At 35.6% G+C, this 23,916-nt stretch carries 23 protein-coding genes; 10 read left to right on the forward strand and 13 right to left on the reverse strand.

Annotated elements, in window-relative coordinates:
- Positions 1-226: 226 nt before the first annotated feature.
- A complete protein-coding gene (locus tag OGZ34_RS07375) occupies positions 227-1,771 on the reverse strand; it encodes an Rne/Rng family ribonuclease (protein ID WP_173964268.1) in 1,545 nt (514 codons plus the stop codon).
- A gap of 395 nt (positions 1,772-2,166) precedes the next feature.
- Positions 2,167-2,457 (reverse strand): HU family DNA-binding protein, encoded by a 291-nt coding sequence (locus tag OGZ34_RS07380; protein WP_007805026.1) that lies wholly within the window; start codon positions 2,455-2,457, stop codon positions 2,167-2,169.
- Between the two features lie 140 nt (positions 2,458-2,597).
- Here OGZ34_RS07380 and mutY point away from each other — a divergent pair, with 140 nt between their 5' ends.
- From mutY to gldD, 4 genes are read left to right on the forward strand one after another with little or no spacing between them, the layout of a single operon-like run.
- Positions 2,598-3,644: an A/G-specific adenine glycosylase gene (gene mutY, locus OGZ34_RS07385; protein ID WP_263362617.1), complete on the forward strand. Its 1,047-nt coding sequence runs from the start codon at positions 2,598-2,600 to the stop codon at positions 3,642-3,644.
- Positions 3,645-3,681: 37 nt separating this feature from the next.
- Positions 3,682-4,122 (forward strand): single-stranded DNA-binding protein, encoded by a 441-nt coding sequence (locus OGZ34_RS07390; protein ID WP_173964266.1) that lies wholly within the window; start codon positions 3,682-3,684, stop codon positions 4,120-4,122.
- A 23-nt stretch (positions 4,123-4,145) separates the two neighbouring features.
- A complete protein-coding gene (locus OGZ34_RS07395; protein ID WP_263362618.1) occupies positions 4,146-5,441 on the forward strand; it encodes a gliding motility-associated protein GldE in 1,296 nt (431 codons plus the stop codon).
- A gap of 2 nt (positions 5,442-5,443) precedes the next feature.
- Positions 5,444-6,004: a gliding motility lipoprotein GldD gene (gldD, locus tag OGZ34_RS07400; protein ID WP_263362619.1), complete on the forward strand. Its 561-nt coding sequence runs from the start codon at positions 5,444-5,446 to the stop codon at positions 6,002-6,004.
- A 224-nt stretch (positions 6,005-6,228) separates the two neighbouring features.
- Here gldD and OGZ34_RS07405 read toward each other — a convergent pair whose 3' ends face one another.
- The 4 genes from OGZ34_RS07405 to OGZ34_RS07420 all read right to left on the reverse strand — a co-directional run bounded on the left by OGZ34_RS07405 (position 6,229) and on the right by OGZ34_RS07420 (position 8,445).
- Positions 6,229-6,783, reverse strand: a complete 555-nt coding sequence (locus OGZ34_RS07405; protein ID WP_263362620.1) for a hypothetical protein — start codon at positions 6,781-6,783, stop codon at positions 6,229-6,231.
- A 203-nt stretch (positions 6,784-6,986) separates the two neighbouring features.
- Positions 6,987-7,229 carry a hypothetical protein gene (locus tag OGZ34_RS07410; protein WP_263362621.1) on the reverse strand — a complete coding sequence of 81 codons (243 nt, stop codon included), beginning with the start codon at positions 7,227-7,229 and terminating at the stop codon, positions 6,987-6,989.
- Positions 7,230-7,487: 258 nt separating this feature from the next.
- On the reverse strand, positions 7,488-7,949 hold the full coding sequence (locus OGZ34_RS07415; RefSeq protein ID WP_263362622.1) for a VOC family protein: 462 nt from the start codon (positions 7,947-7,949) through the stop codon (positions 7,488-7,490).
- A gap of 118 nt (positions 7,950-8,067) precedes the next feature.
- The gene (locus OGZ34_RS07420) at positions 8,068-8,445 is read right to left on the reverse strand and encodes a heavy-metal-associated domain-containing protein (RefSeq protein WP_173964262.1); all 378 of its coding nucleotides are present in this window, start codon (positions 8,443-8,445) and stop codon (positions 8,068-8,070) included.
- 101 nt (positions 8,446-8,546) lie between these two features.
- Here OGZ34_RS07420 and OGZ34_RS07425 point away from each other — a divergent pair, with 101 nt between their 5' ends.
- Positions 8,547-9,413 carry a DMT family transporter gene (locus OGZ34_RS07425; protein ID WP_263362623.1) on the forward strand — a complete coding sequence of 289 codons (867 nt, stop codon included), beginning with the start codon at positions 8,547-8,549 and terminating at the stop codon, positions 9,411-9,413.
- Between the two features lie 479 nt (positions 9,414-9,892).
- Positions 9,893-10,126 carry a hypothetical protein gene (locus OGZ34_RS07430; protein WP_263362624.1) on the forward strand — a complete coding sequence of 78 codons (234 nt, stop codon included), beginning with the start codon at positions 9,893-9,895 and terminating at the stop codon, positions 10,124-10,126.
- A gap of 134 nt (positions 10,127-10,260) precedes the next feature.
- On the opposite strand, the gene OGZ34_RS07435 is transcribed toward OGZ34_RS07430, so the two are convergent.
- The 3 genes from OGZ34_RS07435 to OGZ34_RS07445 all read right to left on the reverse strand — a co-directional run bounded on the left by OGZ34_RS07435 (position 10,261) and on the right by OGZ34_RS07445 (position 13,881).
- A complete protein-coding gene (locus OGZ34_RS07435; RefSeq protein ID WP_263362625.1) occupies positions 10,261-10,416 on the reverse strand; it encodes a hypothetical protein in 156 nt (51 codons plus the stop codon).
- Between the two features lie 82 nt (positions 10,417-10,498).
- Positions 10,499-12,547 carry a M16 family metallopeptidase gene (locus OGZ34_RS07440; RefSeq protein ID WP_263362626.1) on the reverse strand — a complete coding sequence of 683 codons (2,049 nt, stop codon included), beginning with the start codon at positions 12,545-12,547 and terminating at the stop codon, positions 10,499-10,501.
- A gap of 11 nt (positions 12,548-12,558) precedes the next feature.
- Positions 12,559-13,881, reverse strand: coding sequence for a M16 family metallopeptidase (locus OGZ34_RS07445; protein ID WP_263362627.1), 1,323 nt, complete (start codon positions 13,879-13,881; stop codon positions 12,559-12,561).
- 274 nt (positions 13,882-14,155) lie between these two features.
- On the opposite strand from OGZ34_RS07445, the gene rplU reads away from it, so the two are divergent.
- From rplU to OGZ34_RS07460, 3 genes are all read left to right on the forward strand, one after another.
- Entirely contained in the window at positions 14,156-14,593 is a 438-nt protein-coding gene (rplU, locus tag OGZ34_RS07450) for a 50S ribosomal protein L21 (RefSeq protein WP_068844917.1), read from the forward strand.
- Between the two features lie 24 nt (positions 14,594-14,617).
- Positions 14,618-14,878, forward strand: a complete 261-nt coding sequence (rpmA, locus tag OGZ34_RS07455) for a 50S ribosomal protein L27 (protein ID WP_017497241.1) — start codon at positions 14,618-14,620, stop codon at positions 14,876-14,878.
- A gap of 108 nt (positions 14,879-14,986) precedes the next feature.
- Positions 14,987-16,276, forward strand: a complete 1,290-nt coding sequence (locus OGZ34_RS07460) for a hypothetical protein (RefSeq protein WP_263362628.1) — start codon at positions 14,987-14,989, stop codon at positions 16,274-16,276.
- 162 nt (positions 16,277-16,438) lie between these two features.
- Here OGZ34_RS07460 and OGZ34_RS07465 read toward each other — a convergent pair whose 3' ends face one another.
- From OGZ34_RS07465 to miaE, 4 genes are all read right to left on the reverse strand, one after another.
- Positions 16,439-18,097, reverse strand: a complete 1,659-nt coding sequence (locus OGZ34_RS07465) for a serine hydrolase domain-containing protein (protein ID WP_263362629.1) — start codon at positions 18,095-18,097, stop codon at positions 16,439-16,441.
- A 76-nt stretch (positions 18,098-18,173) separates the two neighbouring features.
- Entirely contained in the window at positions 18,174-18,986 is an 813-nt protein-coding gene (locus tag OGZ34_RS07470) for a helix-turn-helix domain-containing protein (protein WP_263362630.1), read from the reverse strand.
- Between the two features lie 85 nt (positions 18,987-19,071).
- The gene (locus OGZ34_RS07475; protein WP_263362631.1) at positions 19,072-21,828 is read right to left on the reverse strand and encodes an AsmA-like C-terminal region-containing protein; all 2,757 of its coding nucleotides are present in this window, start codon (positions 21,826-21,828) and stop codon (positions 19,072-19,074) included.
- Positions 21,829-21,879: 51 nt separating this feature from the next.
- On the reverse strand, positions 21,880-22,461 hold the full coding sequence (miaE, locus tag OGZ34_RS07480; protein ID WP_173964336.1) for a tRNA-(ms[2]io[6]A)-hydroxylase: 582 nt from the start codon (positions 22,459-22,461) through the stop codon (positions 21,880-21,882).
- Positions 22,462-22,574: 113 nt separating this feature from the next.
- Between miaE and OGZ34_RS07485 the strand changes: the two genes are divergently transcribed.
- Positions 22,575-23,819: a glycosyltransferase gene (locus OGZ34_RS07485; RefSeq protein WP_263362632.1), complete on the forward strand. Its 1,245-nt coding sequence runs from the start codon at positions 22,575-22,577 to the stop codon at positions 23,817-23,819.
- Positions 23,820-23,916 lie beyond the last annotated feature (97 nt).

Consider the following 23,916-nt stretch of genomic DNA (forward strand, 5'->3'; position numbering starts at 1 on the left):
TTTTTGTGAAGACGAATTCGTAGCCCAGATAGGAGCGGTATCCTTTTTCTGGCTTCTTTAGACAGGAAAAGATACAAGCGGATAGCTGGAAATTGCTCCTAAATAAAATCATTCACCACAAATTCACGAATTATTGCAATAATGAATTCGTGTTAATTTCGTGTAATTTGTGGCGAAAAAAAAGGTATAAAAAAACCGCCAGTCTTTCGAAAGGCGGTTTTGATTTTTATTCTGAAATAACATTTCCTTTTTTATCATAGAAATGGTATTCTAAGTACGTGTAAGCGTCACGAGGTATGATTTTCACCCATTTCTTATGTTCAAAAAACCATTTTGAACGTAATGATGGAAAACCTTTGCTGAGGTATGCAGCCACAAACGGATGTACATTAAGTACAACACCCTTGTGGGTTTTTAAGATTCTATCTAAATCAGATGAGATTTTATCAATGATTAAAATTGGCGCTTCAATTTCGCCATGTTCATTGTTTGGATCTTCTTCTCTAGTTTTAATATTAACTTCTGGTCTTACGCGTTGTCTGGTAATTTGAACTAAACCAAATTTACTAGGCGGTAAGATTTTATGCTTTGCTTTATCGTCGCTCATTTCTTCTCGCAAGAAGTCGAACAAAACCTTCCTGTTTTCAGGATTAGACATATCGATAAAATCAACTACGATTATTCCACCCATATCACGCAAACGAAGTTGTCTGGCAATTTCGGCGGCGGCAATCATATTTACCTCCATGGCAGTGTCTTCCTGGTTGGTTGCTTTATTCGAACGATTTCCGCTGTTTACGTCTATAACGTGAAGAGCTTCAGTGTGTTCGATGATAAGATAAGCACCTTTACTCATGGAGACGGTTCTTCCAAATGAAGTTTTGATTTGTCTCTCTATATTGTATTTCTCAAAAATTGGAGTGTCATTTGATTGATAAAACTTAACAATCGATTGTTTTGAAGGTGCAATTTCTTGCAGATATTCCTTCGTTTGATGGTACAACTCTTCGTCATCTATTTGAATACCGCTAAAGGTATCATTGAATACATCTCTTAATATTGAAGAAGCTCTGTTGAGTTCTCCTAATACTTTTGAGGGATGATGAGCAGTTGGTAATTTTTTACACATTGCAGTCCATCTGCCAAGCAGGTTCTGCAAATCTTTTTCTAATTCGGCTACGTTTTTGCCTTCGGCTACTGTGCGAACAATAACACCAAATCCTTTAGGTTTGATCGATAGAACAAGTTTTTTTAGACGATCCTTTTCTTTTTTGTCTTCTATTTTTTGAGAAATAGAAACACGGTCAGAAAACGGAACGAGAACAATAAATCTTCCTGCCAATGAAAGCTCAGCGCTTATTCTTGGGCCTTTGGTCGATATAGGTTCTTTTACAACTTGAACTAAAACAGATTGATTGGCACTTAAAATATCAGTAATGATGCCATCTTTGTCAATCTCTTTTTCAAACTGAAAGGTTTTTAGGGAGAAATCTTTTATTTTACCTGCGCTTACAAGTTTTATGAATTTCAGTTGAGAAGCTAAGTTAGGTCCTAAATCGTGATAATGTAAAAAGGCATCTTTTTCGAAGCCTACATTTACAAAAGCAGCATTAAGTCCAGCAACTGGTTTTCGTATCTTGGCGATAAAAATATCACCAACCTGAAAATTGCTTTTCTCTTCTTCTTTGTGTAATTCAATTAGTTTTCCATCTTTTAATAAGGCAAAATCTACGGCTTCAGAACTAGATCTAATGATTAATTCTTTATTCACACTGTAAATTTTTATCTGTTTTTTCAGAAAATAGAGTATAGAGAAAAGAGCATAGACTTTAAGAAAAGTCTAAAATCTAAAATCTAAGATCTAAAATCTTATTTACAGATGGATTAAACAATATTTTTAACAGGTATTGAACCCGGGGAAAAGAAGATTAATAGAGAACAGAGTATAGAAGATAGATTTTTACGTCTATATTCTATTTTCTTTTCTCTTTCGTCTTTTTTCAATTTCAATGAACGTTTAAAAAGAAAAAAGTAGTTTAAAACTACTTTTTCTTCTTGTGACGGTTAGCTCTCGCTCTTTTTTTACGTTTGTGAGTAGCTACCTTATGTCTCTTTCTTTTTTTACCACTTGGCATATCGTGTCGATTTTATAATTAATTAATAGTATTATTTTGCTTCGTTATTTGTTTTTACTCCTTCTACAAAAACTTTTGCAGGTTTAAACGCAGGAATGTTGTGTGCTGGAATCTTGATAGTTGTATTCTTAGAAATGTTTCTACCAGTCTTTTCAGCTCTGGTTTTTACGATAAAACTTCCAAAACCTCTTAGGTAAACATTGTCTCCAGTTTCTAGTGAAGTTTTAACTTCTTCCATAAAAGTTTCTACTGTTGCTTGAACATCTCCTTTTTCAAGACCTAGTTTCTCTGAAATTTTCGCTACGATATCTGCTTTCGTCATTTTCTTTCCTATTTTATTTTATAAATGGTGTACTATTTTTTTGAGTTTGCAAATATAGGAATTAAAAAAATAATTAATCAAGCTAAATCGTTAAATTTTAATTACATAAACATTTACTTTTGTATTCTAAGTATTTTGCAATGAATTTTTCTAACATATTGATAAAATGGTATTTACAAAACAAACGTGATTTGCCATGGCGAAAAACGACCAATCCATACCATATTTGGCTCTCAGAAATTATGTTGCAACAGACGCGAGTTGCGCAAGGAACTCCATATTTTTTTGCATTTACGAAGGAATTTCCTACTGTATATGATTTAGCAAATGCTTCAGAAGAACAGGTTTTGAAACTTTGGCAGGGATTAGGTTATTATTCTCGTGCCCGAAATTTACATAAAACAGCTCAATATGTCGCAAATGAACTAAATGGAATTTTCCCTCCTAATTATAATGAACTTTTAAAATTAAAAGGAGTTGGCGAATATACAGCTGCGGCAATCGCTTCTTTTTCTTACAATGAAGCTGTTCCTGTTGTTGATGGAAATGTATTTAGAGTACTTTCCCGTTATTTTGATATCGAATCGGATATTGCTGCACCGGCAACTAAAAAAGAATTCACAGAATTGGCAAATGAATTAATGCCAAAAGACAATCCTGCTGTTTTTAATCAGGCGATAATGGAGTTTGGGGCTTTACAATGTGTACCTAAAAGTCCGGATTGTACCGTTTGTGACTTTAATGATAGCTGTGCAGCATTACAAAAGAAAAAGGTTGCGGTTTTGCCGGTTAAGTTTAAGAAAGTTAAAGTAACAAATCGTTTCTTTAATTATCTGATTCTAGAAGACGTTTTAGGGAATACGTTAATTCAGAAAAGAACGGCAAAAGGAATCTGGCATAACTTATATGAGTTTCCACTTTTGGAAACTACTGAAATTGTAGACTTTGATGTGGTTTCAAGAGCTGTTAAAGACAGTGTTTTTTCATCATATACAATAATAGGTATAGAAGATTATGCGGCGAGCACCGTTATTCACAAACTTTCGCACCAGCATTTACACATACAGTTCTGGAAGGTTAAAATAAAGGAGGTGATAGTAAATGGGTTGAATGTCAATGAATTAAAAAGTTTTCCTTTTCCAATTGTGATTTATAATTTTATCGAAAAGCAGGAAATAATTTGCTAAAAAAATGTATCTTTGGGATAAATACCACTAATAAATTATGAACGGAACATTAAACAAAGTGATGTTAATTGGCCATTTAGGTGATGATGTAAAAATGCATTATTTTGATGGAGGAAATTGCATTGGGCGTTTTCAGTTGGCTACAAATGAGGTTTATATCAATAAAACAACCAATGAAAAAATAACGTCAACAGAATGGCACAACTTGGTTGTACGCAATAAAGCGGCCGAAATTTGCGAGAAATACTTGTCGAAAGGAGACAAGATTTATATCGAAGGACGTATAAAATCACGTCAATGGCAAGCCGAAGACGGTACTACAAAATACACTACAGAAATTCAGGTTACAGAGTTTACTTTCTTGACTACCAAAAAAGAAACCGGAAATCATAAACCTAATCCCGATACAGAACCGGCAAAAAACACTAACTTTGACGCTGCGAACGAAGGCTTACCTATTAATGATTTGCCTTTTTGATTGTTTAACTAATCTTTTTTAATTTGGACCCGGAGCCCAGTTTGTTTTTTAATACGACACTAGACATCAATTTGATAATTGGTTTTGTCGGAATATTTGTTTTGCTGTTTTTATCGGCAATAGTTTCAGGTGCCGAAGTGGCACTTTTCTCTTTGTCTCAAAAAGACATTGACGACACATTACAGGAAAATCAGTCGAAAGGAAAGATTATTTCCAATCTTTTAGATAAACCCAAGAAACTTTTAGCGACCTTATTAGTAGCCAATAACTTTTTTAATATTGGAGTCGTTATTTTGTTCTCGTATACAGGGCAGAGTATTTTTGCCGATATAGATTCGCCAATCCTTAAGTTTATTCTCGAGATCATACTGGTTACTTCCCTGATCTTGCTGTTTGGAGAAATACTTCCTAAAGTTTATGCGAGCCGTAACAATGTGAAATTTGCGAAACGTATGGCTTATCCGTTGCTGGTTTTGGATAAATTACTATCGCCAATCAGTTTGCCTATGCGCAGCGTTACGTTATATTTGCACAATAAATTGGGAAAACAAAAAAATAATTTCTCTATCAATCAGCTTTCACAAGCCTTAGAATTGACAGATTCTGAAGGTACATCAAGCGAAGAGCAAAAGATACTGGAAGGCATAGTGTCTTTTGGTAATACCGACACAAAACAGGTAATGAGTCCGAGGATTGATATTTTTGCATTAGAAATGTCTGAATCGTTTGAGGGAATTTGCCCAAAAATTATTGAAAAAGGATTTTCGAGAATTCCGGTATATCGTGACAATATTGATCAGATAGAAGGCGTTTTGTTTGTGAAAGATTTACTGCCTCATATCGATAAAGAAGAATTTGACTGGACGTCATTAATCAGAGAAGCATTTTTTGTTCCGGAGAATAAGAAACTGGATAATTTGCTGAAAGATTTTCAGAGCCTTAAAAGCCATTTGGCGATTGTAGTCGATGAATATGGAGGAACATCAGGATTGGTTTCGCTGGAAGATGTTATCGAGGAGATTGTAGGAGATATTAGTGACGAGTTCGACGATGAGAACCTCAATTTTTCTCAGATTGATGAAAAGAATTTTCTTTTTGAAGGAAAAATAAATCTCAAGGATTTTTACAGAATCGTAGATGTTAACGAAGAAATCTTTGAATCTCGTAAAGGTGAGGCCGAGACACTGGCAGGGTTTATTTTAGAAATTCTGGGTAACTTCCCTAAAAAAGATCAGAAAATAGCGTTTGAAAACTGCATTTTTACTATAGAAACTGTGGATAAGAAACGTGTAAAACAAATAAAAGTAACAATAGATTAAGAATGCTAAAAAAGACAATTTCGATAGCAACAATTTTACTGGCATTGACGGTTGTAAGCTGTAAAGACGATGTAGTGCCAAAGCCTGCGAGTTTTCTTCGTTTGGATTATCCTGAAGCAAAATATGTAGGTTTTGAAAACAATTGCCCGTTTACTTTTGAAATGAATGAAGGAGCTGTAATTAAAGGAGAGAAAAACTGCGGATTTGCGATTACCTATCCAAAGATGAAAGCTACCATTTACCTGACTTATAAACCAGTTCATGGTGATATTGAGAAACTGCTCAAAGATGCCCAGAAGTTAACCTATGAGCACGTTATCAAGGCCGATGATATCTTAGAACAGCCGTATTTAAACCCCGAAAAAAAGGTTTACGGCATGTTTTATCGCGTAGATGGAAATGCTGCCACAAACTCGCAATTTTACGTGACCGACAGTACAAAACATTTTATCACAGGATCGGTTTATTTTTATGCCAAACCTAACTTTGATTCAGTTATGCCGGCTGCGAGTTACATCAGAAATGATATGCAGCGATTGATGGAAACATTAAAATGGAAATAAAAGTCCGTACTTAATTTTATACTACCCCCAAAAAGTGAGATACTATTTGGGGGCATTTTATTTGAAAATCTTTTTAGGTTTTTAAAGATCAAATTTTGGATCAATCCAAGAATTTGTAGGGAACAAGTGTTAAGTTTAAATGTTGAAATCCATTACTCCGAAAGAGCCTTAGTAATAGCATAGTGCAACGCGTTATGAAATAAATTAAAAGGTAAGTTTTGCCCTTAAGGGGCTGTTAATCGGGAGAAAACGTCAAGACCTCCATCCCCCATAATTAGAAAATAATTTTCTGACTTTGAAAATCCTAAATATTTATTTCCTTCATAACTGTTTTGTTGCAGCTCTAAAAAATATTTTTTTCCATTCTTATAATTTAAGAGTTTAGGCACCTTGATATTGCAAGCAATATCAATAACTTCTATCTTCCATATATTATCTTTTGTTAATAAATTCCCACCTCCGCCTCTTAATCCAAAAATAAATACAGTTTCAGATTTAGTTTGAACATAAAAAGTCAGATTATCATCAGATATATTTTTTTTAAATGAATTTTCATAATCACTAAATATAATATTCTTTTTAAGAATGTCATAAATAAAAACTCCATCTGTATTAACGAGTAAAATATTATCATCTGAAAGCCATCCAACTGCTATTATTCCATTTAAACGAATAGCTGAATAGTACTCCCATTCAGATGCTTTTCCGACTAAATTTTCGTCTAATGACTCATTAAATACACTAATTTCATATTTGTTTTTTAAATCCTGTAATCTCATAATTATGAATTTATAATTTTATCACTACGAGGAACTTGTCGCTTAAGAAAACTTGCTGCGCGAAGTCTCCCAACTTTGTAACCGTTCCAATACTTCGCAAAGAAAAATAAAAAAACTATTGCAAAACAGAATATAGTACGATTATCAAGTCGGGAGATTTCGCGCAGTGTAAAGGTGATTCTGTTAGCTAATGTGAGTTATATTCAAGATGATGTAAAAATTACTAAAAGAAACACGATTCCTCCCAGAAAAATTATTTCTATCACATGATTTCTTTCGCTATTGGCATCTTTCTTATTGTTATTTCCTTTTGGACACCATACTTCTGAAAAGGTAATAAAGTCATCTTCGTTGAAAAGAACTATGGTATTTAAATAAGTGAATCCTACACATGCTCCCAAAATCTCAATTAAATATCTTCCAAGAATGATTTCTAGTAAATCCATTATGCTTCATTTGTGTTTTGGTGACTTCCGTGTGTATTTAATAAACGTATCCTGCTAGTGTGAGCGTCTCGCGCGTAAGTGTATATTTCTCTTAGATGAGCCGTACAAATGCCTCTGATTTTATTAGTCTTCCTCAAATATAAATTAAAAACGCATCCATCGTGTACTGCCCCAAAAAGTGAGATACTATTCTGGGGTATTTTATTTAAAAGTCTTTTTAACTTTAATATAAATTGCTGTGTTTTTACTGTTTGCGTCTTAGGAAGCAGAAAAAGCCTCATTCATAAACTGTTGAAGTCCTGCTTCTTCAAGGATTTCAATCGAGAATTCGCCAAAACGTTTCGGAAGCCAGAGGATTTTAACGCCGCTTGGAGAGTTAAGACTTTCTCGTGACAGTGCATTTCCGTTTTCGTCCTCTGGCTGCACGCCTGAATTGATCAATTCGTCAAAAGCAGCTTCGATGTCGGGGGTAGAATAACAATGACGGTAAATTGTTCCTTCGCCCTTTGAGTCTATTAGATTCTTTAGATTTCCGGAAAAAGGCTGCACCAGCATAAATCGTTCCTCGCCTATTTTTACAACAGTGTAGGTAACGTGTAACTCGCCTCTCTCCCAGGTGAATTTTTTCGAGATTGTTGCTCCGAGGATCTTTGCATAATAGTCGCATGCCAATTGCAGATCGTTAACTAAAATGTCTATGTGGCTAAATTTAAGTTCCATTGTTTCTTATGGCTGTATTGAAATGATTTATAAAAAAAAACAGTAGCAAGCCTTAGTTTACTACTGTTTAAAGATTTATTTTTTTGGTCAGTCTTTTTAGAACTGAACAGTCGTCAAATTACGATTTGATATCTAAAACTTTATACGTTTTGCCGTCTCCGGTTGCCTGAACTGTTTTGGTTAAATTTTCCTGGTTTTGAACTGTTTTGTCAAATACCACAGTTGCTGTTTTTTTCTCAAAATCAACGGTTGCTTTTTCTACACCGTCAAGATTGGATAATTCTTTTTCGATTGTTTTGGCACATCCCATTGCACAAGTCATTCCTTCGATTTTAAAACTTGAAGTCTGTACATTTTCGGCAGCAATTGCTTTGTGTTCTTTAGGAGCTGTGTTCTCCGATTTTATATTGGCCAGATTTTTATCTTCTTCTTTTTTGCAGCTTACCATTACTAAACCTGCGATGGCGATAGCGGCGATGATTTTTGTGAATTTCATATTATAAGATTTTAATTTGCGAATAATGTTCTTTGCAAAATTAGTAAAAAGGAAGAGGTCAATTCGTAAAATTATTACAAATTTGCAGTAAAATACGATTTATGGACGCAAAACAATTAAAGTGGGCCTATTTATTGGTACTCTCGCTAATCTGGGGAAGTTCTTTTATTCTCATCAAAAGAGGTTTGGTGGGATTGACAGCGATTCAGGTGGGTTCGTTCCGAATTATATTTGCAGCTTTGTTTTTGCTGATTGTTGGCTTTAAGAGTTTGAAGAAAATTTCGCGTCATCAATGGAAATTTGTTGCCATAACTTCTTTCTTTGGGACCTTTATACCAGCATTTCTTTTTGCAATTGCCGAAACGGAAGTCGACAGTTCGATCGTGGCCATTATGAATTCGCTTACGCCTTTAAATACATTGGTTTTAGGTGTGCTTATTTTTGGAATCCAATTTCAAAAAAGGCAGGTTCTCGGCGTTTTTGTTGGTTTGGTTGGGTGTTTGTTGTTGGTTTTAAGTGGGGCATCTTCACATCCTGGGCAAAATTATTATTATGTTATTCTGGTCGTTATTGCAACGCTTAGTTATGCGATAAATGTCAATTTGATTAAGAAATACCTATCCGACTTAAATTCGCTGAGTATCACGACAGGAAATTTTGCGGTGTTGCTTGTTCCGGCTTTGCTTATTTTAAGTACAACCGATTTTCCTCAAAGAATAAGTCTTGAAACGACGCAGCATTCTATTTTGTTTGTGATGATTTTAGGGGTTCTGGGAACCGGAATCGCCAATGTTTTGTTTTTTAAATTAATACAAATGTCATCGCCTGTATTTGCAACTTCAGTAACATATTTAATTCCAATCGTGGCATTTTTCTGGGGACTGTTGGATAATGAAATGCTTACACCGATTCAGTTTTTTGGCGCTTTTATAATCCTGATTGGGGTGTATTTATCGGCTAAAAAGTAGATTTCAGGTGTGAAGTGCTATTTTGGTTTTGATCAAATTTTCTTTCAGGAGCTAATCCCGCTATTCGTTCCAATCTTTTGTGGCGAACCCCGCCACAAAAGGATTTCCACTTCTATCGGGGCTAGGACAGTTATTTTCATCTGAATATTTTTGTTAAGTTTGTCATTTTGAAGCTGAAGGAACATCGAAAAAAACTTATACCCGGTATGGTATGCTGGTGGTATTGGAAACAACTGCAATGCTTTTTGTGGCGTAGGACAGTTAAATCATACGGGTTTGTATTTAAATTATTGATTGAAAATTCTTACTTATTTAAAGCTTTTAGGTATCTTTACGGTCCTAATAGTTAAGATTATGAATTTAGAAAAAAAATTTGCCCGTGTAGTATGGTGGCGGAATTGGAAACGACCGTAACGCTTTCTTAACAGCGTAGGACACCTTAGCTATGCGGGTTTTATATTTCCCTAAAAGTTAAGATTATGAGTACAAACACCCTTTCGAAAGAGACAGAATTGAAATTGATTGATTTTTTCAGCAAATCAGTAGATCCTGAATTTATGGCAAAGACAATTCGAAAAGTAAATTATCTGCTTGCTTTAAGTATGATGAGAGAATGCGAAACATTCGAGACAGACAAAACAAGCCTTGAAAACGGCTTTTACTGGCTGAATGAATTAGCAGAAATTTTAAGCCCTTATTTAGAGGTTGAATGATTAAAATGAGAAAGGCTGTCGTAACTGACAGCCTTTCTTTTGTTTTGTTTTGCCGCCCTGAGCGGAGTCGAAGAGAGCGGATTCGAAGCGGATTCGAAGGGCGCACCAATTGGAACGGGGGGCTTCGACTTCGCTCAGCCGGACAAAGCTTTGACTTCGTTTGGTCTGACAAAGGCTTGTCCCAAAGTTGTCATTTCGACGGAGGAGAAATCTTCGTAAGTAACTCCGTAACGAGAATCTAAAGAAAACGATTGTCGCTCAGCCTGATAAAAAAGAAAAGGCTTAGTCAAAGTTTTAAACTTTGACTAAGCCTCAAAAAAAATCTTAGTACCTCAGTACCTTAGTGTCTTAGCACCTTATATTCTTAGCATCTTATAAAAAATCTGCTTCAGAAACTCCTTCGTTGATTTTGATATCAGACATTTTGATGTCTAATTCAAAACCTACATTCTGAACAATGTTAAAAGGAACTTTTACCCCTTTTACATCTTTATAGTCGTTGAAGTTTGTGATTTGTGTCGTTGCTTTTCCACCTTGCTCACGATCTTTTGATTCGGCCAGTTTAAGACCTGAATTAACATCGTAGAAATAAGTTGTTTTGCCTTCTTTTATTGCATAAGCATCTTTGCCGTTAATAGGCTCGATACGGTCTACTTTTAAGTCGGCTCTTTTTGCAAGTTGAAGTTCTTCAAAAGGAGCAGCACTAGCTTTCATTTCGGCAAGATCGGTTCCTTCAAGGTTTTTGCGTTGTCCTTGTTGTTCGATATAAGCACCTTTGTCATTCACCACTTGTTTCATTAAATTCATCGTTCCCATGGCAAGAGAAACCATCATCTTTCCTTTTGAATCTAATTTAGAAGTAAATGTTAATGGGGCAGGAGCTTGAGGAACAGTTGTAGATCCAGTCATCGAAAGTGTTTTAACGGCCGTAACTGCTTTTTCTCCACCAATTGCTTTAAGGTAGTTTTCGAAAACTGTTTTAGCGGTAATTCCAGCTGGAACTTCTTTTTTGGTTACTGGTTTTTCAACAGGATTTCCGTATTTATCGAAATAGAAAATCGGAATTTGAAGTTTTTCTAAACCTGTAATCACGTCAGAACCTTTTCCGGCAATAACAATTCGCATATTGTCCAGTAAAAAGTATTTGTTGGCAACGCGGTAAATATCGTCAGCGCTTACATTGTTTATGGTTTGAATGTATTTTTCGTAGAAATCAGCAGGAAGTTTTTCTGTTTCAATGTTTAAAGCATATTGAGCAACGGTTTGTGGTTTTTCAATCTGCATTACAAAACGTCCAATATATCCGGCTTTTACATTTTTCAAAATGTCTTCAGAAACTTTCTCAGTTCTGATTCTTTTGATTTCTTTAATAAATTGCACTACTGCACTGTCGGTTACAGTGTTTCTAACGGCTGAAGAAGCTCTAAATTTGGTTACATATTTTCCGCTTCCAATGTTGGAGCGAGCACCGTATGTCCAGGCATGTTTTTCACGTAAATTCATGTTTAGATAACTGTTGAAGTCACCTCCTAAAATTTGGTTCGCGATTACAGCAGGGAAAAAATCAGGATCGCTCATTTTTAAATTCACGATATTTACCAATGAAATTTCAGATTGAACTGCATTCGGAACGTCAACAAAATCAATTTGAAGTTTAGAGGCATTCTCTGGAGCAGGGTAAGTATTTTTTGGAGCGGCTTGTTTTTTCCATCCGCTAAAAAGTTTTTCTACCGCTGCTTTGGTTTCTTTAAATTTAACATCACCAATAATGACCAAATAGGCATTTTCAGGAACAAAATTAGTTGCATAATTGGACTGAACATCAGCAAGAGTGACATTTTTTACCGTTTCTTCTGAAAGATATTCTCCTGAAGGGTGATTTTTTCCAAAAGCCAGAACATCAACAACTCTGTTTGCAATTGCCGGAACGCTTTTTTCGTCGGCTTTAAGTCCTTCGATTAATTTTGCTTTTTCTTTATCAAATTCTGCCTGAGTAAAATTCGGCTGTAAAGCTCCTTCGGCTAAAAGTTCTAAAACACGTCCTGAGTATTTAGAAAGCGAACTTGCAGAAGCTCCCGAAGAAGAAAAATTAATATTCGCTCCATAAAAGTCGATCTCTTCGTTAAAAGCTTCTTTCGTTATTTTTTTAGTTCCGTTACCAATTAAGGCGCTTGTTAATTCGTCGACTCCTTTTTTGTTTCCTTCTGCAAAAGGAGCGTTGTCAAGGGTAAGAGTAAAGCTTACTCTTGGTAATTTATGATTTTCAACCACTAAAACTTTCATCCCGTTTGCCAAAACAAAAGTTTGCGGCTTTTTGATGTTGACTACAGGAGAATTGCCTGGTTTTGGTTGTGGGCGGTCTTGTGCTTGCATAATTCCAGTTAGGAATAAAAGGATTAAAAATGTATGTATTTTTTTCATGATTCGATGACTTAGTTTTGAGCTTTAGTTGAAGGGATATAGTCTAAAATTAAACGCTGGTTAGGGTTTAGGTACTTCTTGGCTACTTCTCTGATTTCTTCTCTGGTGATAGAATGATAAAGATCGATCTCCGTATTAATCAAGTTTACATCTCCGTAAAGCAGGTAGAAAGAAGCAAGATTTTCTGCAATTCCTTCCACGCTTGCATTGGCATTCACAAAATTATTATCGAATTTGTTTTGTAATTTTTGATAATCCTTCTCAGAAATCAAATCTGTTTGAATTTTTACGATCTCCTCATCCATTTCTTTCAAAATGTCGGCTGTTGTGTTAGGGGTCATTGGTAAACCATACAAAATGTACATTCCGTAATCTTCCTGACTAAATCCTACCGCTCCAATCTGAAGGGCCATTTTTTTGTCGTCAACTATTTTTTTGTACAATTTAGAGCTTTTTCCATCACTTAAATAAGAAGAAATCAAGTCTAAAACTCTGGCGTCTCTGGTTTTCATAGATGGAGTTCTGTATGAAGCAACTACCATTGGAATCTGAATGTTCGGGTCTTCGTAAGTCGCTTTTATTGTCTGATTGATTGGCTCTTCTACATAAGTTTGTTTTTTTACTTCTTCGCCTCTCGGAATTGGTGCAAAATATTTCTGAATCCATTCTTTTGTTTTGGCTTTGTCAAAATCACCTGCTACGACTAAAACAGCATTGTTTGGCGTGTAGAATTTTTTATTAAATGCCTGAAATTCTTCAAGAGTTGCAGCATCCAAATCTTTCATAGAACCGATAGTAGTCCAACGGTACGGGTGTTTTTTGAACATGTTTTCTTTTACAACCGGCAGAATGTTTCCATAAGGCTGATTGTCGTAACGCATTCTTTTTTCTTCCTTAACCACTTCATTTTGTGTGTCAACACCAATTTTATTGATAACCGGATGCATTAATCTTTCAGATTCCATCCATAAACCAAGTTCTAAGCTGTTTGAAGGGAAAACTTCGTAGTAATACGTTCTGTCGTCAGTAGTGTTGGCGTTGTTTACACCTCCATTAGCGGTAACAATCTTCATCCATTCGCCGCGTTTGATGTTTTTAGTTCCTTCAAACAACAAATGTTCAAAGAAATGGGCAAAACCTGTTCGGTCCGGACGTTCGTCTTTTGATCCTACATGGTACATAACTGAGGTGATCACGACCGGAGCTGAGGGATCATTATGCAAAATGACGTGCATTCCGTTATCTAAATTGTATTCTTCAAAAGCTACCTTTTGAGCATGAGCCACTCCGCCGAGCATTAGTGCCGCACTTAACATAATTATTGAATTTTTCATAAAGATTAATAAATTTATATTTACCTAAATAAATAGGTAGTCAAGAGTTGATTATCGTTACACCAAAAATAACTTTTTTTAATTAGCATTCAGGGGTACGGGGGTAAAATGATTAAAATTTAACAGTCTTTTACTTCTAAATGTGTTTTTTGGAGTACAGAAATGCCTTGAAAAACAGCTGTAAAGCGGAAATAAATATTTTTGGAATAAGGGATTGCACAGTAAATTAATAGTTGTATATTTGCAACCTTAAAAATCAATAAATCAATTTGGTATGTATGCAATCGTAGAGATAGCAGGGCAACAATTCAAAGTAAGCAAAGACTTAAAGGTTTATGTTCACCGTTTGGCTAACGAAGAAGGTTCAAAAGTTTCTTTTGACAAAGTTCTTTTATTAGACGATAACGGAAATGTAACTTTAGGCGCCCCAGCTATAGAAGGTGCTTCAGTAGAAGCTAAAGTGTTACAACACTTAAAAGGAGATAAAGTTATCGTTTTCAAAAAGAAAAGAAGAAAAGGATACAAAAAAAGAAATGGTCACAGACAATATCTTACTCAAATTGTAATTGAAGGTATTACTGCAGCAGGAGGAACTAAAAAAGCAGCAGCTAAAAAAGCAGTTGTAGCAGAAGATGCAGCTACTGAAGAAGTAGAAGCTCCAAAAGCGAAAAAAGCAGCTCCAAAAGCAAAAAAAGAAGCTACTAAAGAATAATAACAATATTTAAACTCATACGTCATGGCTCACAAGAAAGGTGTCGGTAGTTCGAAGAATGGTAGAGAATCAGAATCAAAACGTCTAGGCGTTAAGATTTTTGGTGGTCAAGCTGCTATTGCTGGGAACATCATCGTTAGACAAAGAGGTTCAAAACATAATCCGGGTGAAAACGTTTACATCAGTAAAGATCACACACTACACGCAAGAGTAGCTGGAGTTGTTAAGTTCCAAAAGAAAAAAGATAACAAATCTTATGTATCTATCCTTCCATTCGAAGCATAAGCATTAGACTACTTATTACAAAACCCGTTCATCTTTGGTGAACGGGTTTTTTGCTTTATATCCAATACTTATTATTTGTATTTTTGGAAGGATTAATCTATCCAAATTTTGAAAAAAATAGTTTTCCTCCTGTTTCTTTTCTGTACAAGCCTGTTTGCAAAAGAAATTCATTCTGCCGAGAAAGTTGCATCATTGACCAATGCTCAAAAAAAGATTTTATACGAGTTTGCCGTTTTACAAAAAAGTGGTTCTGATGCTACTGTTTATTGGCAAAAGCACAAAAAACAATTTTCTGGACTAAACGATACGGTAAGAAATCAATTAGCGAACGAAATTTACGCCAACTCTCATATAGTCTATACGCCCGTAAAAAATTCTGCAGTTCAATTATGGATGCAAACACAATCGCTGACCAATTGGATGTTGTATCTCTCGGCATTTATTGCAATATGTTCGATAATAGGTTTGTTGCGCAATTATTGGAATTCACTGATTGGTATCCTGATCAATCAGTTTGCGCCCTTATTCAGACTTTTATTTTCGGCAATTTTATTAACGTACGAATTGTTGTTAGCAGGGGCTGCCTGCGTTGTTTGGGGGTGTTTTATAGAAGAAATGACATTGCGGACTATAGTAATTCATACAGGTTTGTTTTTGTTATGGAGCCAGTCCACAGCAATTTTTACCCGTAAATATTTGGTACAGAAATATATTTTTGAAATAAAGAATAATTTCTGGGGAGATGATAAGTGGGAAACTGTAAAAACAATTTGCCTGCCTGCTATCATCGTTACTGTGGCGCTGTTTTATCTCTTGTGCAAAGTTCCGGCGGACACGGTGTATAATTATGAAATTGTGATCGCTGCAATGGCGGCTATTTGTGCTTTGCCTTTTTGGCGAATTTTAGAGAAATATATGTACCCGATTCTGATACCTTATAAAGAGAAAGATGCTTATATTGAAAGAAGTGTTTACTCGCTCGCGGCTTGTATGGTTTTGGCGCTAATCATAGACGGGTTCCTTATTTGGCAGTATAATGCAATTTTTTCGTATGTAATAACCGCTTTGACTAGCTTGCTAATTGTATCGTTTTTGCTGTTGTCGCTTAAGGATAATTACAAACGCAATTATAAGAATTATTATTATTTACAATTTGTGACGACTCTCTTTTTTGCCTTGGTTTTGTTTTATAGTTTTCACATTCATTCTGCCGAGATGATTTGGGTTTCATTAATTGGAGTAAGTACTTTTATCGTGATTAAATATTGGGAAATCCCGACATTTTTCTTTAGTTGGAAAAGAAGCAGCAACTGGACTTGGGGACTTTTAGGCATGGCGGCCTTGTTGTGGTTGTTGGCAAAAGGTATTTTATATGTTTCCGGAACATTGTCTGTTTAGTAATGGACTAGTATAATGCTATAAAAATCCTGTGCGTTAAATCTTTTGTGACAGGTGATTTTAGAAAATGCAAAGCCATTAGAGATCGCAAAAGAACAGCAATCGCCATCTCTAACGCGCTTTACAGTAAAGTGAATACCTTTTTGAATCTGATCCTGACTTTTATTTTAATAGTGATGGAAGTATATAATCCTGTACAATTTTTTCAGCTTGTGCATGCCCATAAGGTTTGTTATAGGCTTTTGAAGTAATGATTACTACAAGTGGAAGGTTTTTGAAAATCATAAACTCATTTCCACCATTTCCTGCGCAGTAATAAGTTTCGTAGGGAGTGTTTTTAAAAGTAAAAGTTCTGTTCCAAAACAGATAACCGTAGTATTCGTTTTCTCTTTCCGGAATCTGAAACTGGTGGGTTAGGGTTTTTTGAACCCAATCGGTAGTAAGGATTTGTTTGCCATTCCAAAGGCCATTGTTCTGGTATAATTGAGCATATTTGGCATAATCCAATGAGGTCATTTGTAGACTTCCTGCTGTATTGGCTACTTTCTGTGGAGTATACTGCCATTGGTAATGTGTTATGTTTAGTGGTTTGAAAAGCTTTTCATCGGCATATTTTTCTAATCCGCCAGGAACTGATTTATGGATGATGTCACCCAGTAAAACTACGCCTGCTGTAAAATAATCTGATTGACCGCCATTGGTTTTAGATTTATCCATGGGTAAATCTAAAGTAAATTTTACCCAATTGTCTGTAGGATACATGTTTTCTTCGTTTCCAGGGGAATCGCTATTTTGATCGGAGCCTTCAAAGGCGGAGCTCATGTTGAGTAGGTCTTTTATTTTTATGCTGTCTTTTTTAGACTCATAATTGGCAAAGTTCTTTAAATCGTAGAACTGGTTCAATGTTTGATTTTCATTCTTAAGATAACCGTCGTTTATGGCAATTCCTGCTAGGGTTGAAGCGAAAGATTTTCCTGCAGATCTGGTGTCATGCAAAGTGTTTCTGTCGGCTTCATTAAAATATTCTTCAAGCAGCAGTTTTTTATCGTAAATGACAACTACACTCGTGATTTCTTTCAAATTGTAGCTGGCAATAGCTGTGTTGAGTTGTTCAATTTTCTTTTTGTCAAAAGCAAAGTTTGAAACTTCCCAGCCGCTGTTGGGTTGAGTGGGTTGAATTTCGATTTGTTTGGGAGTTAGTTTGGGTGCTTTTAAGATCAGCTGAATTTCTCCTTTAGCAATTAAATCTCCCGTTTTGACCGCTCCATTTTGATTCGTTTGATAAGGACGAATTTCAATTTTTAGTTTATGCTTGCCATTGGTTAGTGCATTCTCTCCGCCATTCACTTTAAATCGTTCCCACAGGTAAATGGACCACCAGTCTTCTTTTTTGGAACTCGTTAAAGGAACCCTGAAGGTTGTTGAAGTGTCTTTGCTGCCTGCTGATCCAAAACTACATCCGTAATTAAGGTTTTCGGTATAAAGAAGTTTATTGTCGATGTAAAAGGCAAATTGAAGGTTTCCTGTCGTTAAAAGTTGATCAGCGGGTAATTCCGGATTCAATTGATGCAGGTAATTTGTAACAGAGTTGTTCATGAAAACCCTGATGTTCAGATCGGATTTATAGGTTAGTTCAAAGGATTTCAGAAAATCAGTTTCTTTATACTGATCCAGTGGAATGTTGCCTTTCATAAAAGTAACTTTACCCACATTGTTTTTGTGTAGTTCAGTTGTAATTCCGTCCGTTTGGAACAGATTACTGTTTTGTGCCGAAATTATACTATTACAAAATAGCAGGGCAAGTAAAAGAATGTGTTTCATTTGATTGATTGTAAGGATTGAAATGCAAATCTACCGTACAATAAACTTTAAAAATTGTACAGGATTAACATTTGACTTATTTTTTGAAAAGTAATTTTTTGTGTGCTGAAGGATTGAGTCCGTTTATTTCTCTGAAAGACCGAGTGAGATGACTTTGGTCGGAGAAACCACATTCGTAAGCAATTTCCGTTAGAGATTTGCTTTGCATTGCAATGAGCGACAATGCTTTTTCTACTTTTAATTTTCGTATGTACTCTCCCAGATTGCAATGAAAATACTTTGAGAAATCTCTTGAAAGATGAATAGGGTGGATGCCTAATGTTTTCGACAAATAATCGAGTGTCATGGTTTCGGTAAGCTGATCGTGAAGGATTTCATCAATCATTGAAACCCATTTAGGATTTTTATGTAGGACCGATTGAAAATCGCCATTTAGTTTCGATAAGATCTCGATTAATAACGTTTGAGTCGAAAGATCAAAATGATAGTCATCAACCTTGGTTGATCTGAAAATTTTATACATTAAAAGTTTGATGTCGGGATTTAGGATGGTTGCGCTTCCTTGTAGGTTGTCGCTATTCATTGTAAGTGAATCAAACCATTTTCTTTCGATTTCAAGATGAAAACCTCTCGTAAAACCTTCCGGTTTAATGTTATAGTGTGGTTCTTGCCAGTTGTGAAAAAGGAGGCTTCCGGGGGCGCAATTATAGACTTCTTTTTTATTTCCTTCAATTACATTTCCCTGCAGAATAAAGGTAAAGTAAGCATGCTCGTGATAATGCCAGTCTACTGTAGGGTGTGTATATACGGTATCAGTTAACGTTATTCCTTCAAGAGAAATCGTTTTGTTAGTCTGGCCGTAAAACTCTCCTTTTTTAGATTGTTTCATGAGTGCGTTGCATTGCTATTCAAAACTATAAATATAATTTGATTTAAATAAAAAAACCTGCTCATAATGAACAGGTTTTCTGATTTTATTCTTCAGTATCTTTTGTTTCTTCTAAATTTTGAGATTTTCTTCCCACTTTTATTTTTGGATTGTCTTGAGTTCCGGTAATGGTCAGCGGAATTCCAAAGATTCCTAAAGGAGGAAGGCCTAAACGCATTTTTAAGTTCAGTTTTCCGTCCAGACTTGTTGTGCCTTCGATTCTTGGTCGGAAGCCTGCAAACTTAAACTTAAAGCGTTCTACGGTCATGATATTGTTTTTGATCGTAGTTTTAATGTCTACTTTTGAAAGATCCGGATTTTTTATTGATTCCGTATTGGTTTGTTTGCTTACCGCACTAAACATTTTCAATCCTCTAACTTTTACCTCTTTTATCGAAAGTGTTCCTCCGCCAACAAGCGACGGATAAACCGGTTCCATTTTATTGTTTAAACGGCCCTTTAATTGATAGTCTAGAGAAACAATTCCTTGTGCTTTTTCAGCTGCACTTGCCATTTTTCTAAAAACTTCGATTTCGTTGTAGGCTTTTTTGATGTCAAAATCAGTGGCTTTAATCGCGTAATCAAAATTGGCTTTTTTAGGTGTTACCGCCTGATAATTGGCATTCATGCTTACATCGCATCCAATTAAATTAAAACCGGTATTCTGCATGTTCAGTTTGCCTTTGTTCATGCTTAAATTTCCAACTGCATTTAAAAGATTCAATTTGTCGAAATTTACTTTTTGGGCATTCGCTGTAAATTGCAGATTTAAATTGGAAGGAATAATAATAACTCCTGTTTGTGTCGTTTGCTTTTGAGGCTGAGTTTCCGTTTTGGCTTCGGTAGTCGAAGTAGTTGTCGGAGTAGCCGACATAAATTCATCCACATTAATATAACGTGATGTCGATTTGAAAGAACCTTTTAGGACACCGGTATTGGTAGTTGCATAATTAAAAACGTTCTGTAAATAACCATTTAACCTAAAGTCAGATTGGCCGTAAGCTGCCAAAAAGTTGTTGAAGGACATCTTGTCCTGATTGATTTTAAAAATACCTTCTTTGATGATGAATTTCTTCGGAAGATATTCAGAAGCAATTCCGATATTTCTAAGTTCAAGGGTTCCTTTGTTGTACAGCTTGCGGTAATTTCCTTTTTCGGCATCGCTTTGTTTGCCTTTTAAAACCAAATCAGCTTTTACGAAACCGTCTAAATCTAGTCCTTTTTGAGAGAAAACTTTATAGATTTTGTTTACGTCCAGTTCTCCTTTAGCCTTGATGTCGTAAGCTAAATCATTAAAATTACTCAAATCGGCTTCTACAAAAACGGGTTTTCCTTCAAAGGTAAACTGAGCAGGTTTTAGGTTTATTTTTAAGTCACTAAAAGTCCCTTTTTGATTCTCAACCTTAGATTTGATGGTGATGTCTGTTATAGGATTTGGATAGTAAGGTGTTTTTAAATAACCGTTTTCCAAATCAATGACACCATTGGTAACCGGAAGAAGTTTGTTTTTTAAATCAAATTTACCATTTGCTTTTACATCTCCTGCCAGGTTTCCTTTTAGTACGATGGTTGGGATTCCAAGTGCCTGCATTAATTTCCCAAGATCAATTTTAGCTTTAAAATCGGCGTTGATATTCGGTGTTTTTACACCTTTGACGTTGAATTTCGTTTTTAAATAATCCTGTTTGATGTTTAAAGACAGGTTTTTGGCATCAACCATAAGCAGGTCCGGATTTAAAGACGGAACTTTTGTTTTGATTTCTAAATTCAGATTCGAAACTGGGAAAGCACTTTTGTTGTAATTAACAAATCCGCTGTCTATTTTCACATCCATATTAAGATCCGGTGCAATATTTTGTGCGGCAATATAGTCTCCTTTTAAAGTTAAAAGCAGGTTGGTGTTTCCTTTTAATTCTGTTTTCGACAGCCAGGTAATGTATTTTGGAGGGAAGGCGGTAAAAACATCGTGTAAATCACTGTTGTCTGATTTTATCACAAAATCCATATTGTATCCGTCTTTCAGGAAGTTGAATTTTCCAATAAAGTCAACAATAAGGTCATTTATTTTAAGGTTATTTTGTTGAAAATAAAAAGACAGGGAGTTGACGTTGACTTTTGTGATCAGATCAGCATTTACCTTTTTGTTCATCAAATAAGGTTCATTTTCATAAACGATATTTAACTTTTCAATTTTTGCTTTCGAATACAAATCGAAAACGGCTTTGTTTAAGTCTCCTTTTCCTAAATAGTCAAATCCGAAAGCATCAAAATGTATTTTCGTCGATTTGTCATCGTAAACGATCTTACTGTTTAAAATCTCAATTCGTTCCAGTTTTAAGGCAGTTTCGGTGCTGTCTTTAGGATTTGAATCCTTTGAAGATCCTTTGTAAATGTTGTAATTGGCTTCTCCTTCTTCGTTTACTTTTACATTGATAAAAGAATCAGACAAATAAATCTGATCGATTTTTACCTCTTTGCTAAAAACCAGACTGGCTACATTGATACCAAATGAAACTTCCTTTGCGGTAATGAATTTTTCGCTCTTATAAGGAGCTGAGCCGTTAAGATGTAAGTCGCTTAAGGTTAGTGTCAGAGAAGGGAAATGCTGAAAAAACGAAACCGAAACATCAGAATAGTTGAGTTCTGCGCTTAGTTTTTCGTTGGCGGTTTTTTTAATCTGTTCCTTGATGGTATCTTCAAAAATAATGGGCGTAAGGAACAGTAATCCTATAATGACAACAAAAGTAATCCCAAGGTATTTGGCCGTTTTTAGTAAAATGGTCTTTATTTTATTTGCAGACATAACAAATTGTGGTATTTATAGGTAAAAATGAAAATCGAATTTTAAGAATTATTATCCGTGTACGGTCTCACTTTTTCCGTAGTTGGTAATAATTGAACCTTCGTATTCAATCCATTCTTTCCAGCGTTTATCGATATCTATATTGTCGGTATATTTTCTTGCAAAACCTAAAAATGTAGTGTAATGTCCGGCTTCAGAAATCATTAAATCACGGTAGAATTTAGCCAGTTCTTCGTCTTTTATGTTTTCTGAAAGTACTTTAAAACGCTCGCAGCTTCTGGCTTCAATCATAGCCGAAAACAACAGACGATCGCAAAGAGCATCTCTGCGGCTGCCGTCTTTTTTCATGAATTTAAAAAGTTCATTTACATAATGATCTTTTCTTTCACGCCCCAAAGTCAAACCTCTTTTTTTGATGATATCGTGCACCATTTGCAAATGCTCCAGCTCTTCTCTTGCGATCACAAGCATTTCAGTTACCAATTCTTCCAATTCAGAATTATAAGTAACTAAGCTGATGGCATTTGAAGCGGCTTTTTGTTCGCACCAGGCATGATCCGTCAAAATTTCTTCGATATTTGATTCTACGATATTGACCCAGCGGGGGTCCGTGGCTAATTTTAATCCTAACATAATTGCTTCCGAAATTTGTATTTGGCAAAATTAGTCTTTTTTCGACCAAAAACAGGAAATATCGTGCGAATACGCTCGAAAAAGCATTATTTTGCAGGTTGAAATGAATATAAATGAATCCAGTGCGTAAACTTTTAATTATCGGTTCTGTCTGGCCCGAGCCAAATTCGTCTGCTGCCGGAGGTAGAATGATGCAGTTAATTTCCATTTTTAAGGATAATGGATTTGAGATTACATTCGTCAGTGCGGCCCTGGACAGCGATTTTATGGTGGACTTGTCTGCGCTTGGAGTTGATAAAAAAAGTATCGAACTCAATTCTGCCAGTTTCGATGCCTTTGTGATGGAATTAAATCCAAATGTTGTGTTGTTTGATCGTTTTATGATGGAGGAACAATTTGGATGGCGTGTGACCGAAAATTGTCCGGAAGCAATTCGGATTCTTGATACAGAAGATTTACATTGTTTGCGCGCAGCAAGACAAAACGCTTTTAAGAAAGGCCGAAAATTTGAATTGACAGATTTGTTTTCAGAAGAAGTCACAAAACGAGAAATTGCCAGTATTTTAAGGTGTGATTTGTCTTTGATTATTTCAGAATTTGAGATGAGTATTTTAAAAGAGATGTTCAGGATCAATGAAGATCTGCTTTTGTATCTCCCTTTTTTAGTGGAGGGAATGTCGGATGATGCTCTTTTGAGATTGCCTTCCTTTGAAGAAAGGGAAAAGTTTGTTTTTATTGGGAATTTCTTTCATGAGCCCAATTGGAATACGGTTCAGTATTTAAAAGAAACCATCTGGCCTTTGATAAAAAAGGATTTTCCGGCAGCTGTTTTAGAGGTTTATGGTGCCTATCCGTCGCAAAAAGTAGTACAGCTGGATCAGCCCAAAAATGGGTTTTATATAATGGGTAGGGCAGAAGATGCTAATGAAGTTGTGAAAAATGCGAGGGTTGTTCTGGCGCCTATTCGGTTTGGAGCCGGTTTAAAAGGTAAATTGCTTGAGGCAATGCAATGCGGAACGCCTAGTGTAACTACAACAATTGGTGCTGAAGCTATGCATGGCAACTTACCATGGAATGGATTTATAGCCGATGATGTATCTGAGTTTGTTAAAAATGCAATTGCACTTTATCAGGATGAAAGTCTTTGGAAAGAAGCTCAGAAAAAAGGTGTCGCTATTATTAACGAATGTTATTTGAAGGATAAATTTTCAGCTGGATTAGTAGCTGTAGTCAACTCATTGCTGATGGATTCTAAAAGCCATCGTCTGCATAATTTTATGGGTAATTTATTGCAGCATCACGCGTATAGAAGCACGATGTACATGTCAAAATGGATCGAAGCGAAGAATAAGAACTAAAAAAAACCAGATTACACGAAATGTAATCTGGTTTTTTTTAGTTTTCAGTCGCGGTTTTCAGTCTCAGTCTCAGTCTCAGTTTTCGGTCTCAGTCTCA

Source organism: Flavobacterium collinsii, from assembly GCF_946903285.1.
Taxonomy (GTDB): domain Bacteria; phylum Bacteroidota; class Bacteroidia; order Flavobacteriales; family Flavobacteriaceae; genus Flavobacterium; species Flavobacterium collinsii.

Bases quoted from the DNA above. Each gene is read 5' to 3' on its own strand.
- OGZ34_RS07430 (WP_263362624.1), top strand. From the start codon at position 9,893: ATGAGTACAAACACCCTTTCGAAAGAGACAGAATTGAAATTGATTGAT.
- OGZ34_RS07410 (WP_263362621.1), bottom strand. From the start codon at position 7,229: ATGGATTTACTAGAAATCATTCTTGGAAGATATTTAATTGAGATTTTG.
- OGZ34_RS07475 (WP_263362631.1), bottom strand. From the start codon at position 21,828: ATGTCTGCAAATAAAATAAAGACCATTTTACTAAAAACGGCCAAATAC.
- OGZ34_RS07415 (WP_263362622.1), bottom strand. From the start codon at position 7,949: ATGGAACTTAAATTTAGCCACATAGACATTTTAGTTAACGATCTGCAA.
- OGZ34_RS07420 (WP_173964262.1), bottom strand. From the start codon at position 8,445: ATGAAATTCACAAAAATCATCGCCGCTATCGCCATCGCAGGTTTAGTA.
- OGZ34_RS07465 (WP_263362629.1), bottom strand. From the start codon at position 18,097: ATGAAACACATTCTTTTACTTGCCCTGCTATTTTGTAATAGTATAATT.
- rplU (WP_068844917.1), top strand. From the start codon at position 14,156: ATGTATGCAATCGTAGAGATAGCAGGGCAACAATTCAAAGTAAGCAAA.
- OGZ34_RS07445 (WP_263362627.1), bottom strand. From the start codon at position 13,881: ATGAAAAATTCAATAATTATGTTAAGTGCGGCACTAATGCTCGGCGGA.
- OGZ34_RS07380 (WP_007805026.1), bottom strand. From the start codon at position 2,457: ATGACGAAAGCAGATATCGTAGCGAAAATTTCAGAGAAACTAGGTCTT.
- rpmA (WP_017497241.1), top strand. From the start codon at position 14,618: ATGGCTCACAAGAAAGGTGTCGGTAGTTCGAAGAATGGTAGAGAATCA.
- miaE (WP_173964336.1), bottom strand. From the start codon at position 22,461: ATGTTAGGATTAAAATTAGCCACGGACCCCCGCTGGGTCAATATCGTA.
- OGZ34_RS07470 (WP_263362630.1), bottom strand. From the start codon at position 18,986: ATGAAACAATCTAAAAAAGGAGAGTTTTACGGCCAGACTAACAAAACG.
- gldD (WP_263362619.1), top strand. From the start codon at position 5,444: ATGCTAAAAAAGACAATTTCGATAGCAACAATTTTACTGGCATTGACG.
- OGZ34_RS07405 (WP_263362620.1), bottom strand. From the start codon at position 6,783: ATGAGATTACAGGATTTAAAAAACAAATATGAAATTAGTGTATTTAAT.
- OGZ34_RS07390 (WP_173964266.1), top strand. From the start codon at position 3,682: ATGAACGGAACATTAAACAAAGTGATGTTAATTGGCCATTTAGGTGAT.
- OGZ34_RS07425 (WP_263362623.1), top strand. From the start codon at position 8,547: ATGGACGCAAAACAATTAAAGTGGGCCTATTTATTGGTACTCTCGCTA.
- OGZ34_RS07485 (WP_263362632.1), top strand. From the start codon at position 22,575: ATGAATCCAGTGCGTAAACTTTTAATTATCGGTTCTGTCTGGCCCGAG.
- mutY (WP_263362617.1), top strand. From the start codon at position 2,598: ATGAATTTTTCTAACATATTGATAAAATGGTATTTACAAAACAAACGT.
- OGZ34_RS07440 (WP_263362626.1), bottom strand. From the start codon at position 12,547: ATGAAAAAAATACATACATTTTTAATCCTTTTATTCCTAACTGGAATT.